Consider the following 15529-nt stretch of genomic DNA (forward strand, 5'->3'; position numbering starts at 1 on the left):
GGTTGGGCATGTGTCAGGCCAGCGCCTCGTCGATGCGCGCGGCGAAGAGGGCGGGGCCGTTGCGGGTCAGCACCGACTCGGCGTGGAACTGCAGGGAGGCGAAGCGAGGTCCGCGCAGTGCGTGCACCTCACCGGTGTCTGCGTCCCGGCTGACCTCCACCGGGCCGACACCGGGCACGTCGAGCTTGTCGGTGTCGCTGTGCGCGGCGAACGTGTTGTAGAAACCGACCGTCTCGTTCTCGCCGAACAGCTCGATCTCGCGCTGCGTGCCCTGATGGGGCACGGCGCCGCGGCGCACGTCCAAGCCGAGTGCCCGGCAGAGGAGTTGGTGGCTCAGACACACGGCGAGGAACGGCTTCCGCCCGGCCAGCAGCGTTTCGATCGCCCGCCGGAGGTGGAGGTTCCTGGGGTCGTCGGCGTCCCGGGGGTCGCCCGGCCCGGGGCCCAGGACGACAAGGTCTTCCGCGTCCCACGCGTACGGTTCGTCCCAGCGTCGGACGGTCACCTCCAGTTCCAGTGACCGGAGTTGCTCGGCGATCATCGCGGTGAACGTGTCCTCCGCGTCCACCACCAGAGCCCGGCGCGGGGACGACACGGGCGTCGGCCGTTGGTGTCCGGTGTCGAGCCAGAACCCGGCGAGGCCCCGTCTGCGACGCTGAAGGACGTCCCGTACGTAGGGATGCTCGCCGAGCGGGCGAAGGCGACCGGGCCCACGGCGGGCCTCGGCCCCCGGATCGGTGGACATGACCCGCAGCAGGGTCGCCGCCTTGGCGTGGGTCTCCGCCGCCTCGGCCGTCGGATTCGAGTGCCGTACGAGCGTCGCACCGACACCGATCCCGACCCGGCCCGTCGGGTCGATGTCCGCCGTACGGATCATGATGGCCGAGTCGAGGCGGTGACCGCCTGCGGAGTCGCGGCCGATCAGTGCGGCGACACCGCCGTAGTAGCCGCGCCCGGCCGGCTCGTACCGAGTGATCACCCGGCATGCGCTGGCCAGCGGGCTGCCGGTCACCGTGGGCGCGAACAACGTCTCCGACAGGATGTCCAGCGGGTGTCGGCGGGAACGGCCCGTGATGAGGTACTCGGTGTGCGCGAGCCGGGCCATCTCCTTGAGTCGAGGCCCCAGGACCCGGGCACCGCCGCTGTCACAGACGCGGGCCATCATCTTCAGTTCCTCGTCGAGCACCATGTGCAGCTCGTCGGACTCCTTGTGACTGTCCAGGAACGCCATCAGTCCGGCCAGGGTGGGCCCGTCTCCGGGATAGCGGTACGTGCCGCTGATCGGGTTCATCACCGCGTCACCGTCGTCCAGGCTGACGTGGCGTTCCGGTGTGGCGCCGACGAACGTACGGGTGCCGGTGTGGATGAGGAAGGTCCAGTACGCGCCGGACTCCTGTTCGCACAGTCGGCGGAAGACGGTGCGTGCCACGTCGAGGTCGTAGTCGGCGATACGCCCGGCAAAGCGTCGTCCGAGCACGAAGTTCGAGCCCGTGCCCTGCCCGATCTCGTCGCTGACGATCCGTTCGACGGTACGGGCGTAGGTGTCGTCGTCGGTGTCGAAGTGCCCGTCGACGAGCCGGACCGGGACCTCGGGGATGTGCCGGAGCAGATCGGTCAGTGGCACCACCGCCTGCTCGGTGATCAGCATCGCGGTCAGCGGCGCGCCGTCGTCGACACACGCGAGGCCACGTTCGCGGAGCTGCCGGTAGGGGACGACCGCCAGGACCTGATGCCCCTGCCCGTCCTCGGCCATCGGGACATCGGCGAGGCTGTCCGGCATGCACGACTCACCTGTCAGCACGTCGAGTTGATGTCGGCCGGTCCGTTCGGGTCGGTGCAGCAGCGCGAACGGAGGTGGCTCCGCTGCCAGCACTCGGCGGAGCAGACCTGACGTACCGGTCACGGCAGGACGTCCTCCGCGGTGACCACGACAGCACACTTCCGCGCGGCGTACTCCAGGGCGAATCGATGGTCCCGCGCCGAGAAGTCCGCGACCGCGTCGGCCACGACGAATGGCTGGACGTCGTTGCTGAACGCGTCGACCGCGCTGGCCAGGACGCCCACATGGGCGTACACCCCGCAGATGACGAGCTGATCGGCGCCGTGCCGGCGCAGCCATGCCAGTAACTCGGTTCGGAAGAAGGCGCTGTACCGCCACTTCGTGAACACCCCGTCCAGTGGCCCGGGTGTCAGCGGTTCAGGCACGTCACGGTCGACCGGCGCGGTTTCCATTCCCGCACCCCAGAAGTCGGCGAGCAGGCCGCGCTGCGACGGGTTCATGGCACCGGGCTGCATCGTGTACGCCACCGGCATGCCCAGATCCCGGCACCGGTCCCGCACCGAAACCGTGTTCCGCACGAGCTGCCTCGTCATGGTTTCGGGAAAAGGACGCAGGAAGTACCGCTGCATGTCGTGTATCAACAACGCGCCGCGCTGCGGGTCGACCGTCCAGTCGGCCACGTTCTTCGACAGCTCCGCCGATGTCGGCAGCGGGTACGGCTCGATGTTCGGAATGCCGGTCATGATCCCCCCAGGTGACTCTCGGAACAGCGGGTGGAGAGCTGTCCCCCGGGAACGGTGGAGGCGTGCATCACGACTGAATTCCTCTTCCACTTACGGCGGTTCGGCCGGGGTGGCTCGTGAGGTTGCACGTTCCGTGGTGCCCCCGCGGCGACTACGACGGCCTACGCAACCACCGCCTCGTACCCCACAGCCATACGCGCAAGGCCCGGATCCATACGCGTCTGAGCCTGATGTACGGCCGTCCCAGCCAGTGAGCAGAGTTGGCCACAAACTGATCAGAAGTTGACTGCCCAGCCGGATGGGTTCACGCGTACAGTGCGGCAGCAAGCCTGAAGATCATCTGACCGGCCCGGACGTTCGGAATCTGCCCAGTCCCGGCTCTGGGACACGCACAACATCCGCGTCCATACCCAAGAACACGTTCAGAAATTGCTCTGGAGACACACCTGATGAAGCTCGCCAAGCGGCTCGTCCTCACCACCACGGCTCTCGCCGCCGTCACCGCCGCCACGCTCTTGAGCGCGACGGTCGGCTCGGCGGCGGCTTCGCAGCCCGCCCGCACCGGCGTCGACGTTCCCGCCGCGCTGAAGGTCCCCGACGGCAACCGCCTCACCGGCGTCTTCTCCGCCGAAGGCGTCCAGGTCTACACCTGCACCGACGGCGCCTGGAAGCTGCTGGAGCCCGCCGCCACCCTCTGGGCCAAGAACGACCACTCCCGCCGCACGGTCGCCCTCCACTCGCGCGGCCCCGTCTGGGTGTCCACGGTGGACGGCAGCGCCGTCAACGCCGCCGCCCTTGTCACCTCCCCCAAGGCCGGCACCATCCCCGAACTCCTCCTGAAGTCCACCGCCACTCGCGGCACCGGGGTCTTCGCCGACGTCTCCTACATCCAGCGACTCAACACCCGCGGCGGCGTGGCCCCCAGCACCGCCTGCACCGGCACCGAGCAGACGAGCGTCCCCTACTCCGCCACCTACACCTTCTACAAGCCCGCCAAGTGATGCGGTAGGCAGCAACGGCGGTGGCCCCTGGACGAGTTCGAGGGGCCACTGCTGTTGCTTCCCCCGGGCGGCAGAACCCTCGACTTGGACTGATGCCACGCACCGGACCGGCCTCCGACCGCTACGCTCGGCCCGGTTCGAACAAACGACGACCGGTGGGTGTCCAGGCCGCCGGGAAGGAAACGTGAGAGAGCGCGTGATATCCGGAGATGGCGATCAGCAGGCGGGGATGCGTTCGGAACGCGGCTCGGGGCGGCTGATCGCCGGACGGTACCTGCTGCACGACATCCTCGGCAGGGGCGGTATGGGCACGGTCTGGCGGGCACACGACCAGTTACTGGACCGCCCGGTCGCCGTCAAGGAACTGCACATCCTCGCCCACGACGACGAGGAACACCGCACACGGCTGCGCCGTACGATCCGTGAGGCGCGCGCGGTCGCGCGGGTTCCGCACCCGCATGTGGTGGGAGTCCATGACCTGGTCGAGTCCGAGGACCGGCTGTGGATCGTCATGGAACTCGTCCAAGGGCCCTCACTGGCCCAGCACATCGTCGAGAGCGGACCGCTCACCCCGCAGCACGCCGCCTCCCTCGGGCTGCAACTGCTCGACGCGCTGGAGGCCGTGCACGCGGCCGGCACCCTGCACCGTGACGTCAAGCCCGCCAACGTCCTGCTGCGCCGCGACGGCAACGCCGTCCTCACGGACTTCGGCATCGCGGCCCTGGACGACGGCGAGTTCCTGACGACCACCGGCGAACTGATCGGCTCGCTGGAGTTCATGGCGCCCGAGCGGGTGATGGGGGCGGAGGTCGGCCCGGCCTCCGACCTGTGGTCCCTGGGCGCGACCCTGGCCACGGTGTGCGGCGGGCAGTCCCCGTTCCGCAGACCGGCACGCCCCGCCACACTGCACGCGGTGGCCTACCAGGAACCCGCCCTGAGCGAGCGGCTCGGCCCGCTGCGCCCGGTCATCGAGGCACTCCTGCGCAAGTCCCCCGAAGAACGCCCCACCGCGGCCAGTGCACGTTCCGCACTGTGGCGTGTCGCGGCGGGGGAAATGGACTCCGGACCACTGCCCTCACCGACCGGGCATGTGTCCTGGCCTGCGCCCGGGTTGGCCGACGCGGACACCATGACCAGTGGCCGGCAGCACCTGGTCCCGGCCGGGCAGACCGGGCAGACGGCACTGCACACCACGTCGCTGAGGCCCGCGCCCCACCCCCCGTCCCGGCCCAAGGGCGCGAAGCGGCTGTGGTGGGCCCTGGCCGGTACGGCTGTGCTGGCGGCGGGCGTCGGCGGTGGTCTGTTCGTCACCGGGGTACTGCCGCTCAAGAAGGACCCGATCACGACGACCACCCGTCAGGCCGTGAAGTCCACGACCGGCTGGCAGCAGGTGAAAGGGGTGTCCGTCCGGCAAGGAGACCGGATCACCGTGCGCTTCGTCTCGGGCCAATGGACCGTCGACCACGTGAACATCCCCATGACCGGGCCGGCCGGTTACAACGCGGCCATCGACCAGTCGCTGGACGGCGCGAAGGACTGCAAGATCAAGCCCGCGGCACCGTTCGGCACACTGCTGGCACGCCTCGCCGGTGAGAAGGACCACCCCATCCACTCCGTCGGGCGGAACCTGACGTTCAAGGCAGCCGGCAACGGCACCCTCCAACTGGCCATCAACGACGCCGCCGACAGATGCGTCCACGACAACAGGGGAACCGTGACCGTACAGGTCAGCGTCACGCACCAACCTTGACGGGCCGCCGACCCGTTTCCCGATCACCGGCACGGGTCGCCGGTAGGCTCACCGATCATGAGTGTTGCGCGTTCCGTTGCCCTGTTCGTCGTCGCCGCCCTGTTCGAGATCGGTGGCGCCTGGCTGGTCTGGCAGGGAATCCGCGAACACAGGGGCTGGATCTGGATCGGCGCCGGAGTCATCGCCCTCGGTCTCTACGGCGTGGTGGCCACCTTCCAGTCCGACGACAACTTCGGACGCATCCTCGCCGCGTACGGCGGGATCTTCGTCGCCGGGTCGATCGCCTGGGGCATGGTCGCCGACGGCTACCGGCCCGACCGGTACGACGTCATCGGCGCACTGGTGTGCCTCGCCGGGATGGCCATCATCATGTACGCGCCCCGCAGCCACTGAGCGCGGGCCACCACCCCGGCGCTTCCACGCCGCGGTGTCGCGCCCGGGCAGCAGGTGAAGCCGGCCCGGGACCGCGTGGCAGCCAGGAGCGCGCCGATTTCCAGCTCTTGGTTCTCGGGCGCCGGACCTACGATGGCGGCATGCCCCTCGACCTCTTCGCAGGCATCCCCGTCAACGACTACGCGGCGGCGCTGGCCTGGTACGAGCGACTCCTCGGCACCCCGGCGACGTTTTTCCCGCACGACACGGAAGCCGTGTGGGAACTCGCGGAACACCGATATGTGTACATCGTGCAGCGGCCCGGTCAGGCCGGTAACGCCGTGCACACCATCCTCGTCGACGACCTCGACACCCGTGTCGCGCAGATCTCCGACCGGGGTCTGGAGCCCACGACCCGCGAGACCTACGCGGAGGGCATGCGCAAGATCACCTACCACGATCCGGACGGCAACGAGTTCGGTTTCGGCGGCGCCGCACACTGACGCCGCCATGCGATGATCCGCCTTCTGTCAGGTGATCAGCATGCCGCCGTCGACGTTCAGAGCGTGAGCGCTCATGCCCGCGTTCCGTAGGAGGAAGTCGGTGGTATCGGCGATCTCGGCCATGGTGACAAGACGTCCGGCGACCCGTTCGTCGGGATGCTCGCCGCACAGCTGATCGGCGTGACGTTCACCCGCTACTTCGTCGAGGTCGGCAGGTTCGCCGAGATGTCCGCGGACGAACCGCGCGTTCACCTGAGCCTCGTTCTGCGCCAAATCCTTTTCGCCTGAGGCCAGTTGGCCGAAGACGGCCCGGCCTCGGATCGTTGACGCGTCGCACCGCCGGAAAGCGCGGTCACACCTGATTGAACACTCACCGGCATTGCCCGCGTACTCATGGCCAAGGTGCAACCCACGGGCGCAGTGAAGGATCAGCATGGCAGAAGCGCAGGCCTCCACAAACGAGTTGATCGCCGGGAGGTATCGACCGCTCCAGATCGTGCACCGAGAGGAATTCCGGGTCGGCTGGCACGGCCAGGACATGGCGTCCGGCCGATTGGTGTTCCTTGCGGAAGCACGGCTGCCCGCGGTTCTCCGCGAGGAGACGTCCCGGCAGACCACGGCCCGGGTGCTGCGGGAGACCGCGGACCTGGAGGCCGCCGCCCCCGGCCGGGTGGCCACCGTCCTCGACGTCACCGAGCAGGACGGCCGCCTGTGGACCGTCATGGAACCGATCGAAGGCCGGTCCCTGAGCGAACTCCTCAACCGGCGTGGGCCGTTCAACCAGCCCCGGGCGGTCCGCATCGGCCTGCAGATACTCGATGTACTCGCGGCCGCGCACCGCCTGGGCGTCACACACGGCGACCTCGGTCCCGACCAGGTCTTCGTCAAGGCGGACGGCGGGGTCGTGGTCACGGGGTTCGGACTGACCGGAGCGACCCGGTCCTTGAGGGCGACCGCACCCTCGTACGCTTCTCCGGAACAGATCCGCGGTGAGGCGATCGATCCGTCGACGGATCTGTGGGCCCTGGGAGCGCTACTGCACACCATGATCGATGGCCGGCCGCCCGCTCCGAACTCGGGGAACGGAGAGGGCAGTTCGACTTTCGCGCAGGTGTACGCGGGAGAGGGAACCCAGGCAGGAGGGGAAAGATCCCCGGGGGACGACGTCCACACCGGCCGGCTGCGCCAGACCATTCACGGGCTGCTCCGCGAGAACCCGAACGAACGGCTCACCGAACCGGTACTGCGCAGGGCGCTGAGCCGCATGGTCAGCGAGGACTCGGCCGAACAGTCGCACATGTTCAGGCTGCGCGGAGCGTACGGGAGCGCGCCGGGGGAGGAACGTGCCTGGCGCAGGAAGCGGCCCATCGTCCTCGCCATTGTCGGTTCCGCGCTGGCCGTCGTGGCCATCCCGGTCGTGCTCGCCGTGAACAGCAGACCGGCCTCGGACGCACCCGACGCCTCCGGCCCGGTACCCACCGCATCCGGTTCCGCCGCCGCGCCGCCTCCCGCGGCTTCCGCCCCTGCTCGGCCCTCCGCGGACCCGACCGGCAGCGCCTCGGCCGGCGCATCGGACCCGGTCGCGCCCGCCACACCCTCCCCCTCCCCCACCGTCTCCTCGGAGGAGAAGGCGCCGCCCGCCACCAAGCGCTACAACGCGCCGGAAGGATTCTCGGTCCAACTCCCCGCTGACTGGCGGCGCGTCAACGACACCGGGCGGCCGGACAACGCCTTCAGTGTCACGTTCGGTGCCTCGGGCGACCCACGCGCGCTGAGGGTCACCTTCGGCAGGGTCCCCTCATCCGACCCCGTCACCGTCTGGCGCAACGCCGAGCCCCAATTGCGGCGCCTCAACCCCGGCTTCGACCGCATCGGCGACATCCAGGGCGTGACCGGGTCCGGTGGGCGAGCAGCCGACCTGGAGTGGTTCGCCGACGGCGACCCCGACCGCACGCGCACGCTAGCCCGCGCCCTCCTCGTCGACACCAACCTCGGCTACTCCATCAGGTGGACGACCCCGGCCGACGACTGGAACACTCCCGAAAACCAGCAGGCCCTCAACACCTTCTTGACATCCTTCCGCCCGGCCGCGCGATGAACGACCCCACCCTGTGCATCCGGTGGAGCAGTCGCCTCTGACGCGTCCGCTTCCGAAGCCGGCATCAGAGCGGCCGGTCAGTCGGTCCTGCTCGCCACCGCGTCGAGGAGGGGGCCCACGCGGGTGACGGCCGTCAGGGGGCGGACGTCTCGCTCGGCCCTGGCCATGAGGATCGCGCCCTCCAGGGTGCTGATCATGAGCGTCGCGAGTGCTTCGGACCGTTCGTCGGGCACGCCCATGTCCGTCAGGGCCCGGGCCACGGGACCCGTCCAGGCGGCCGCCACGAACGTACTGGAGAACAACCGTCTGATCGCCGAGGCCGCCCGCAAGGCCGGCCTGGCCTCCCCGCTCCTCGACATCTGCCACACCCTCTTCGGCGAAGCCGTCGACCAGGGCCACGGCGGCGAGGACATGGTGGCCTTACTGCACGCGCTGGAGGCTCGGACCGGTGGCGTCCCGTGTCCGCCCGGCTGAAGGAGCGAGCACGACCTGAACCATTGAGCGCCGCGGCCACCGCTGCTGCCAGGAGCGCGCCCGCGGACCGGTGAGCCGCGCAACTGCCCGCGCCGACAAGGAGGTTGCTCATACATGGATTCGCCTCTTGTTGGGAAACTCCGACACGTGCGCCGATCTCCCGTCCTGTTGGTGGTCGTCCGGAGGAGACGTGGCTGGACAGCGGGGGCGCTTCCTGATGTCAGGTCACACAAGTGAGGGAGCGGGGTCCGTGTCATGAGCGGCGAGATGGGATGGATCACGGCCGGGTGGCTGCTGGGATTCGCCGCGTTCAACGCGGGCCTGGGCGTGGCGTGGTGGAGGCGTACGCGCGCGGAGCGGCAGTTCGTGCGGAGCTCACGGAGATCGGACGTGGACCCGATTCAGGCGGGGTGGTGGCTCGGCGCCTCGTGGAAGGGCGCGTCGGCCCAGCGGGAGGGATACGCCGCCGAGGTGGCCGTACGACTGCTCGTCCTGGCCGGCCACGCCCAGGCCGACGGGAGCGGTCGGATCACCCTGGCCCCGGGGCAGCACAGCACTCCGGAGGATCCGGCCCTCGCCGCCCTCGCGGCCTGCCTGGGCCGGGACGAGGGCGTCACCGTCCACGAACTCCTCACCGAGCCGCGCTTCACCCCGTTCCGCACGGCCCTGGAATCACGCCGGGCCCCCCTGCGACGATGCTTCGGCGCCTACCGCGTCCCCGCGCTGCTCGCCGCCTTCGTGGTCTCGTTCGCGATGTCCATGAACGCGATGCTCATGGGCAACGGGTTCCCGGGCCTGTCCGACCAGGACCCCGGATGGTGGACGCTTCTGTGGATGGCGCTCTGGGCCGTTCTGTCCCTCCTGGCGGCTGCCTGGCCGCCCGAAGCGTCCCGCCCCTGGCCGCTGTTCACCCGCCGCTGCCGCGCCGCGCTCGCACGGGCGCTGGCCGGCGAGAGCCCGGAGAGCGCCTACATGGTCTCCAGGGGAGCTTTCCCCCCACCCACCTCGCAGGCGTCCGCTGCCGGGGCGAACGTCCGCCGGACCCCGGACGGGCCCACCGAGCGCACGGGACGTGGCGATCCCGCCGAACTCATCGACGACACGGCGGACGTGGATGTGGACCACGGCGGTGGCTTCGTGGGAGGCGACTGACGCGGGCCGGCCTCTCCGCTGCTCGACAACGGGGCGCGACACGCCGACAGCACCCGAACGAAGTAGTTGCGCAATCAACTTCTGTACTCTCGGTCCGGATGACGGCCGTGGACGACCGTCCCGCCCTGCCAACTCCCTTCCAGGGAACGGGCGTCGGCCGGTCGCCCGAGGGGACGGTCGATGGTTGCCACGACTATTCAGCAAGGATCAGCCATGAAGATCGGCTTTGCGCTCCCGCAGTTCCACAAGCAGGCCTTAGGCATAGCCCGGACCGCAGAGTTCGCCCGCGAGGCGGAGAACGCGGGGGCCGCGAGTCTCTGGGTCGGCGACCGCAATCTGGCCGCCGTCAGTCCCAAGGTCGGCTACGGCGGGCAGGGCGACACCATTCCGGCCGAACTCAACACGGCCGCCGACCCGTTCGTACTCCTTGCGATCGCCGCGAGCGCCACCGAACGCGTACTGCTCGGAACGCACGTACTCATCGCCCCGCTGTATCCACCCGTCCAGCTGGCCAGGTCGCTCACCAGCATCGACGTGATCAGCGACGGCCGTCTGCTGCCCGGTTTCGGAATCGGCTGGTCGCCCGAGGAGTACGAGGCGGCGGGCTCGGACTTCACCCGGCGCGGCGCCCGGATGAACGAACTGCTCGACGCCCTAGACGCCATCTGGACCACCGACCCGGCCCAGTACAGCGGTGAGCTGATTTCGGTGCCCCTGCACCACTCCCCCCTCAAGCCCACCCGGCGTCCCCGTCCGCCGTTCTACCTCGGCGCGATGTCCGAGCGCGCCCTGCGGCGGGTCGCAGAGCGCGGTGACGGCTGGCTGCCGCTGGTCGTGGTGCCCAGTTACGTGGACATCGACGGGCTGGTGTCCCAGCGGGCGGCCATCGACCAACTGGCCCGGGAGGCCGGCCGGGACCCGTCCGCGATCGATGCCGTCCTGCGGGTCAACATCGATGCGGGGACCACGACCCGGAAGGTCGCCGACACCATCAGGACTCTCCACGAGCGCACCGGCATTGACCACTTCATGGTCGACTCCATGTACGCCGTCCACAGCGTCGACGAGGCCCTGGCCCAGGCCTCCGAACTGATCGCCCTGGTCGGGAAGGGCTGACCGCGCTGCCCCGATCCTCCTGTCCCAGCCAGGGGATCGTTCAGGGGATCGATCGGCTCTACGGGGCATCTTCCGACCGAGGCCCTTCGCGGCCCGACAGTGCCGGCCGCAGCCTTTCGAAGTGGACTGTTCAAACGGTCGCGGGTGACCTCCAGGACAACCCGCGTCCGTCCGAATAGTCCACGGTGGGCCGAGGCCAGGCCGGAAGCGGGTCGATCGCCTGCTCTCGACACGGCCGGGCACGGGGGCAGCCGACCTGAGTCAGTCGGTCCCTTCGAGGTACGACGCCAGGTTGGCCAGCGATGAGGCGATCCCGGTCTCGTGGTCCGCCTGGTCGATGCCGGGTGGCACATCCGTGGCGGTGACGGTCACCTCGGTTCCGTCACCGGCGGCAGCGAGGTGCCAGGTCATCGTCATGGTGCCCGCGAACGACGGGTCGTCGGCCTCGAACACCGCCCGCTGCACCACGCGCTCCGGTGGCACCAGTTCGGCGAACCCGACGTCGACGACATCCGTCGCGTCCGAAGTCTTGCCGGGGCTGTCGGTGGGGTCGAGGTAGGTGAGGACCATCCGGAACCCTCCACCGGGCCGGGGGTCCCACCGCTCGACCCGCCCGCGCATGCCGTCCGGCGGCAACCACGCTTCCAGGGACTCCGGGTCGAGGAGGGCACCGTAGACAGTCGCCGGTGGTACGGCGATCACCCGGCTGGAGCGGTCAGTCCTGTCCATGGCCCGAGTTTAGGGCGACGGCGGCTCCTTGGCGGCGCAGGGTGACGGTTTCCAGGTATGCCCCGGCGGCCGCGGCGGAGGCCCCACCACGGTGGACTGTCACCCGACATGCCCGCCCCCGTACAGTCCGCCTTGGTACCAGCGCTCCGTTACGGCCGAGCACGGCGGTTGACCAGGAGAGAAGACATGGACACTGAAGCCGGTCGCGGCTCCCCTTCGAACGTCCCCGGAACGGGGCGGCCGGTCCCCGAAGCCGAGCCCGCACTCGTGAAGCGGTGGCATTCGGGCGAAGGTGAACTGGTCGAGCTGCTGTCCCAGGTGCGCGAGCGGTTCGGCGGCGTCGCCGCGTTCCGCCTCGGGCCGGCCCTCACCGTTCTCGTCACCGACCCGCAAGCGGTCCAGCACGTCCTGGCCCGGCACCCGGAGCAGTACGTCAAGCGCTCCCACCGCGCCCGTGTGCTGATCGGCGACGGTGTCCTGGCCGCCACCGGCGCGGCGTGGAAGCAGCAACGCCGCTTGCTGCAGTCCCAGTTCACTGGTACCGGGATGCGCCGCTACGAACAGCGGATCACCGGGGCCGCCCGGACGACCGCCGAACGCTGGGACGGATACGCGCGTACCGGACAGCCCTTCGATGTCGGGCAGGAGATGCGCCGCTTCGCCCTGGACTCCATCTGGCGCTCCCTCACCGGGTACCCCCTCGATGACGGGACCGAGCGCGAACTGGCCGCTGTGGAAGCCGTGGGGGCCGCCCTTCCGACTCTGCCCGCCGATATCGGCGACGCCCAGGACGCCGTCGCCGCCGATCTCGCCCGGATCGATGCGGTCGCGCGGCACGCCATCGAGGCCGCCCGCGGCGGAGCGGCCGGCCCCGACGGACCGGGCCTGCTGCATGTCCTGCTCGACGCCGCCGCCGAGCACCCCGAGTACACCGACCGGCTGATCCGCGACGAACTGGTCACGCTGCTCGCGGCCGGGCACGAGACCACCACCACCACCCTGACCTGGCTCTACCTGCTTCTCGACCGGTACCCCACCGCCCGCGAACATGCCCTGGCCGCCGGTGGCGAAGGATCCCCGGAACGCCGCCAGGCCGTCCAGGCCCTGATCCACGAGACGCTCCGGCTCTACCCGTCCGCCTGGATCCTGCCCCGCCACGCCACCGAGGACGACACCCTCGCCGGGTACGCCGTCGAGGCGGGCACCGACCTCCTAGTCTGCCCGTACCTCACGCACCGCGATCCCGAACTCTGGCCGGACCCGCAGCACTTCGACCCCCAGCGCTTCATCACGCCGGGCGCCCGCCCCACCCACCCGGGCGCCTACTTCCCCTTCGGCATCGGCCCCCGCGCCTGCCTCGGGCTGCAGTTCGCACTCCGCGAATCAACCGTCCTGCTCGAACACCTGCTACCGGCCCACACCCCGGCCTTCTCCTCCACTCCCACAAAGGCGGTACACGGCTTCACCGTCCGGCCGGACGGCCCCACCCCAGCGACCTTGGTACGGCCAACTATCTGAACAGGTCATGCCGGGAACGGCCCGCAGCCTGATGGGCCCGTGCAGGACCATGGGTTTCGTGGCGCTGTTGGGCACTGTCGACGTCCTGGCGGTTGTGAAGGCAGTGTCCCTCCGGGATGCTTCACCGGCGCCGCCGATCCCCTACGTCACCAGGACCACTGTCAGAATGCCGAGCGGGACCATGAAGTTGCCGGAGGGCGGCAGAGTTCCGCCCGTCATCGGTGCCGGAAGCGCCTGTTCGTCTGCCGTCGCCCGCTGAGTACGGTGGCGTGAGGAGCCCTGGGGGATCTGTGCCGGGGCGCGATCGTGGTGAACGGTCCGAGGCGAGCACGGGGTGAAGATGGTCTACCTGGTCCTGGCTGCGACAGCGGTCGCGTCCATCGTGGCGGCCGCCGTGACCGTGCTGGTGCGGCGTCGGCGGCGCCGACCGGATTCCGGTTCGGAAGCGCAGCGAATTGAAGCGGCGGCCACGAGAGGCGTGCGCGATGCGCGCCGCCAGGCTCATGCCCATCAGCATTTCAACGATGTCGGCGGCATCAGTGCCCTGCGGGATCGTGACTCCCACTCGTAGGGACTCGTAGGGACAGGGGACGACATCAATGACCTCCCAGCCCTCCCACGATGACCGGATCGGTCCGCACCCGGACCCGATGGGGCCTGGTCCTGACCCTCCCGCGCGGGCCAGGCTTGGGGACATGACCCGAGCGCTGATCGTCATTGATGTCCAGGAGTCCTTCCGGGCCCGCCCGCTGTGGGAGACCACCTCTGATCTGAAGATCGCCGACCAGGTGAACCGCCTGGTCCGACTCTCCCGTCAGGCCGGGGACCTGGTCGTGTGGGTGCTGCATTCCGAGCCCGGCAGCGGGGATGTCTTCGACCCTGCCCTCGGCCACGTCCGGCTCATGGAGGAACTGGAGCGGGCGGACGGGGAACCGCTGATCCACAAGACCTCGCACAACGCCTTCACCACCACCAACCTGCAGCAACTGCTCACCGAGCGCGGTGTCCGCGAACTCACCGTCTGCGGCATCCGCACCGAGCAGTGCGTGGAGACCACCACCCGCGTCGCAAGCGACCTCGGCTACCAGGTCACCTTCGTCACCGACGCGACCGCGACCAATCCCATCCCCCACCGCGACGCGCCCGCCGACCAGAGCGTCGCCGAGCTGCTGGCCGACCCGCTCACCCTCCCTGCAGAAGAGGTCATCAGGCGCACCGAGTACGCCCTCGCCGGACGCTTCGCCACCATCGCGACCGTCGACCAGCTGGAGGCGGCGGCAGGACGTAGGGCATGATGACCGAATCGTGAGCCACATCGTCTTCTTCCTGGTGCCCGGAGTCCACCTGCTGGATCTGGCAGGACCCGCGCAGGTCTTCTCGACGGCCACCGACTTCGGGCACCCTTACACGCTCTCCTACGTCGCCGAGCGGACGCAGGTCTCCACCGCGCAGGGGCTGCCGCTGGTGGCAGGGCTCGACTGGCCCGAGCTCGGCCCCGAGGACCTGATCGTGGTGCCCGGCTGGCGGGCGGCAACCCTGGCCGGCAGTCCCGCCATCGGTGCCGCCTCCCTGCGGGTCCTGCGGAACCACCATGCCAGAGGTGGGACGGTGGCCAGCGTGTGCGCCGGAGCCGAGGCGCTCGGCCGGGCCGGTCTGCTGGACGGTCGCCGCTGCACCACCCACCACGACGTGCAGGACGAACTGGCCGTGCGCCACCCCGGGGCGTTGGTCGTCCGCGACGTCCTGTTCACCGCCGACGACCGGGTGATCACCTCGGCCGGCATCGCCAGCGGTATCGACCTGGCCCTGTATCTGGTCGCCGCCCGGCACGGTCCGGCCGTCGCAGCCCAGGTGGCCCGCGACATGGTCGTCTACGCCCGCCGCAACGGCCATGAGCCGCAGTCCAGCGCGATGCTCCGGCACCGGTCCCACCTCGACGACACGGTGCACCGGGCCCAGGACCTCATCGACGCCCGCTTCGACCAACCTCTCCCCCTCCCCGCCCTGGCCTCGGCCGTCGGCGTGAGCGAACGGACCCTCACCCGCCTCTTCAGCCGCGCCACGGGGCTCACCCCACTGCGCTACCAGCAGGCCCTGCGTCTCGAACGCGCCCAACACCTGATCAGCCACGGCGCGACAACCGACGCCGCCGCCCGCTCGGTCGGCTTCGAGGACCCACGCATGCTGCGCCGCCTCCGCGCCCGCGCCGCCTGACCACGAACAGACGGGAGTGAGGCGGCCAGTTGCCCAGTCGCTGCGCAGCGTCGGCGGCGACGTCCGCGGGCCTGCTGCG

At 70.0% G+C, this 15529-nt stretch carries 15 protein-coding genes and 2 pseudogenes; 12 read left to right on the forward strand and 5 right to left on the reverse strand.

The window, feature by feature from the left end:
- Positions 1-13 precede the first annotated feature (13 nt).
- Complete coding sequence (locus OG718_RS07790; RefSeq protein WP_328843719.1) at positions 14-1903, reverse strand: anthranilate synthase family protein; 1890 nt, start codon at positions 1901-1903, stop codon at positions 14-16.
- Positions 1900-2523, reverse strand: a complete 624-nt coding sequence (locus OG718_RS07795) for an isochorismatase family protein (protein ID WP_223064962.1) — start codon at positions 2521-2523, stop codon at positions 1900-1902. Before OG718_RS07795 ends, OG718_RS07790 begins: the two co-directional genes overlap by 4 nt.
- A gap of 449 nt (positions 2524-2972) precedes the next feature.
- Here OG718_RS07795 and OG718_RS07800 point away from each other — a divergent pair, with 449 nt between their 5' ends.
- From OG718_RS07800 to OG718_RS07815, 4 genes are all read left to right on the forward strand, one after another.
- Positions 2973-3524 carry a DUF3455 domain-containing protein gene (locus OG718_RS07800; protein WP_328843720.1) on the forward strand — a complete coding sequence of 184 codons (552 nt, stop codon included), beginning with the start codon at positions 2973-2975 and terminating at the stop codon, positions 3522-3524.
- Positions 3525-3753: 229 nt separating this feature from the next.
- Positions 3754-5274, forward strand: coding sequence for a serine/threonine-protein kinase (locus OG718_RS07805; RefSeq protein ID WP_328843721.1), 1521 nt, complete (start codon positions 3754-3756; stop codon positions 5272-5274).
- Positions 5275-5331: 57 nt separating this feature from the next.
- The gene (locus OG718_RS07810; RefSeq protein WP_328843722.1) at positions 5332-5667 is read left to right on the forward strand and encodes a YnfA family protein; all 336 of its coding nucleotides are present in this window, start codon (positions 5332-5334) and stop codon (positions 5665-5667) included.
- Between the two features lie 140 nt (positions 5668-5807).
- Positions 5808-6149 (forward strand): VOC family protein, encoded by a 342-nt coding sequence (locus tag OG718_RS07815; protein WP_328843723.1) that lies wholly within the window; start codon positions 5808-5810, stop codon positions 6147-6149.
- A 27-nt stretch (positions 6150-6176) separates the two neighbouring features.
- On the opposite strand, the gene OG718_RS07820 is transcribed toward OG718_RS07815, so the two are convergent.
- On the reverse strand, positions 6177-6584 hold the full coding sequence (locus tag OG718_RS07820) for a hypothetical protein (protein ID WP_328843724.1): 408 nt from the start codon (positions 6582-6584) through the stop codon (positions 6177-6179).
- Here OG718_RS07820 and OG718_RS07825 point away from each other — a divergent pair.
- Positions 6583-8247: a serine/threonine-protein kinase gene (locus OG718_RS07825; protein ID WP_328843725.1), complete on the forward strand. Its 1665-nt coding sequence runs from the start codon at positions 6583-6585 to the stop codon at positions 8245-8247. The genes OG718_RS07820 and OG718_RS07825 overlap by 2 nt on opposite strands.
- Before the next feature lie 77 nt (positions 8248-8324).
- Here the strand turns inward: OG718_RS07825 and OG718_RS07830 are convergent.
- A pseudogene (locus OG718_RS07830) lies at positions 8325-8525 on the reverse strand (LmrA/YxaF family transcription factor); the annotation flags it as partial.
- Between OG718_RS07830 and OG718_RS07835 the strand changes: the two are divergent.
- From OG718_RS07835 to OG718_RS07845, 3 genes and pseudogenes are all read left to right on the forward strand, one after another.
- Positions 8515-8721, forward strand: a pseudogene (locus tag OG718_RS07835) (NAD(P)-dependent oxidoreductase); the annotation flags it as partial. The pseudogenes OG718_RS07830 and OG718_RS07835 overlap by 11 nt on opposite strands.
- 255 nt (positions 8722-8976) lie before the next feature.
- On the forward strand, positions 8977-9873 hold the full coding sequence (locus tag OG718_RS07840) for a hypothetical protein (protein WP_328843726.1): 897 nt from the start codon (positions 8977-8979) through the stop codon (positions 9871-9873).
- Between the two features lie 213 nt (positions 9874-10086).
- Positions 10087-10989 (forward strand): TIGR03619 family F420-dependent LLM class oxidoreductase, encoded by a 903-nt coding sequence (locus OG718_RS07845; RefSeq protein WP_328843727.1) that lies wholly within the window; start codon positions 10087-10089, stop codon positions 10987-10989.
- A 261-nt stretch (positions 10990-11250) separates the two neighbouring features.
- Here OG718_RS07845 and OG718_RS07850 read toward each other — a convergent pair whose 3' ends face one another.
- Positions 11251-11718, reverse strand: a complete 468-nt coding sequence (locus tag OG718_RS07850) for an SRPBCC family protein (protein ID WP_328843728.1) — start codon at positions 11716-11718, stop codon at positions 11251-11253.
- 186 nt (positions 11719-11904) lie between these two features.
- Between OG718_RS07850 and OG718_RS07855 the strand changes: the two genes are divergently transcribed.
- The 4 genes from OG718_RS07855 (at position 11905) to OG718_RS07870 (ending at position 15450) form a co-directional block, all read left to right on the forward strand.
- The gene (locus tag OG718_RS07855; protein WP_328843729.1) at positions 11905-13236 is read left to right on the forward strand and encodes a cytochrome P450; all 1332 of its coding nucleotides are present in this window, start codon (positions 11905-11907) and stop codon (positions 13234-13236) included.
- A 334-nt stretch (positions 13237-13570) separates the two neighbouring features.
- A complete protein-coding gene (locus tag OG718_RS07860) occupies positions 13571-13807 on the forward strand; it encodes a hypothetical protein (protein ID WP_143641746.1) in 237 nt (78 codons plus the stop codon).
- 124 nt (positions 13808-13931) lie between these two features.
- Positions 13932-14531, forward strand: a complete 600-nt coding sequence (locus OG718_RS07865; RefSeq protein WP_143641745.1) for an isochorismatase family protein — start codon at positions 13932-13934, stop codon at positions 14529-14531.
- 10 nt (positions 14532-14541) lie between these two features.
- Entirely contained in the window at positions 14542-15450 is a 909-nt protein-coding gene (locus OG718_RS07870; protein WP_328843730.1) for a GlxA family transcriptional regulator, read from the forward strand.
- The last annotated feature ends 79 nt before the right edge of the window (positions 15451-15529 follow it).

Source organism: Streptomyces sp. NBC_00258, from assembly GCF_036182465.1.
In the GTDB taxonomy this organism is placed as follows: domain Bacteria; phylum Actinomycetota; class Actinomycetes; order Streptomycetales; family Streptomycetaceae; genus Streptomyces.

Bases quoted from the DNA above. Each gene is read 5' to 3' on its own strand.
- OG718_RS07795 (WP_223064962.1), bottom strand. From the start codon at position 2,523: ATGACCGGCATTCCGAACATCGAGCCGTACCCGCTGCCGACATCGGCG.
- OG718_RS07800 (WP_328843720.1), top strand. From the start codon at position 2,973: ATGAAGCTCGCCAAGCGGCTCGTCCTCACCACCACGGCTCTCGCCGCC.
- OG718_RS07805 (WP_328843721.1), top strand. From the start codon at position 3,754: ATGCGTTCGGAACGCGGCTCGGGGCGGCTGATCGCCGGACGGTACCTG.
- OG718_RS07810 (WP_328843722.1), top strand. From the start codon at position 5,332: ATGAGTGTTGCGCGTTCCGTTGCCCTGTTCGTCGTCGCCGCCCTGTTC.
- OG718_RS07815 (WP_328843723.1), top strand. From the start codon at position 5,808: ATGCCCCTCGACCTCTTCGCAGGCATCCCCGTCAACGACTACGCGGCG.
- OG718_RS07825 (WP_328843725.1), top strand. From the start codon at position 6,583: ATGGCAGAAGCGCAGGCCTCCACAAACGAGTTGATCGCCGGGAGGTAT.
- OG718_RS07820 (WP_328843724.1), bottom strand. From the start codon at position 6,584: ATGCTGATCCTTCACTGCGCCCGTGGGTTGCACCTTGGCCATGAGTAC.
- OG718_RS07840 (WP_328843726.1), top strand. From the start codon at position 8,977: ATGAGCGGCGAGATGGGATGGATCACGGCCGGGTGGCTGCTGGGATTC.
- OG718_RS07845 (WP_328843727.1), top strand. From the start codon at position 10,087: ATGAAGATCGGCTTTGCGCTCCCGCAGTTCCACAAGCAGGCCTTAGGC.
- OG718_RS07850 (WP_328843728.1), bottom strand. From the start codon at position 11,718: ATGGACAGGACTGACCGCTCCAGCCGGGTGATCGCCGTACCACCGGCG.
- OG718_RS07855 (WP_328843729.1), top strand. From the start codon at position 11,905: ATGGACACTGAAGCCGGTCGCGGCTCCCCTTCGAACGTCCCCGGAACG.
- OG718_RS07865 (WP_143641745.1), top strand. From the start codon at position 13,932: ATGACCCGAGCGCTGATCGTCATTGATGTCCAGGAGTCCTTCCGGGCC.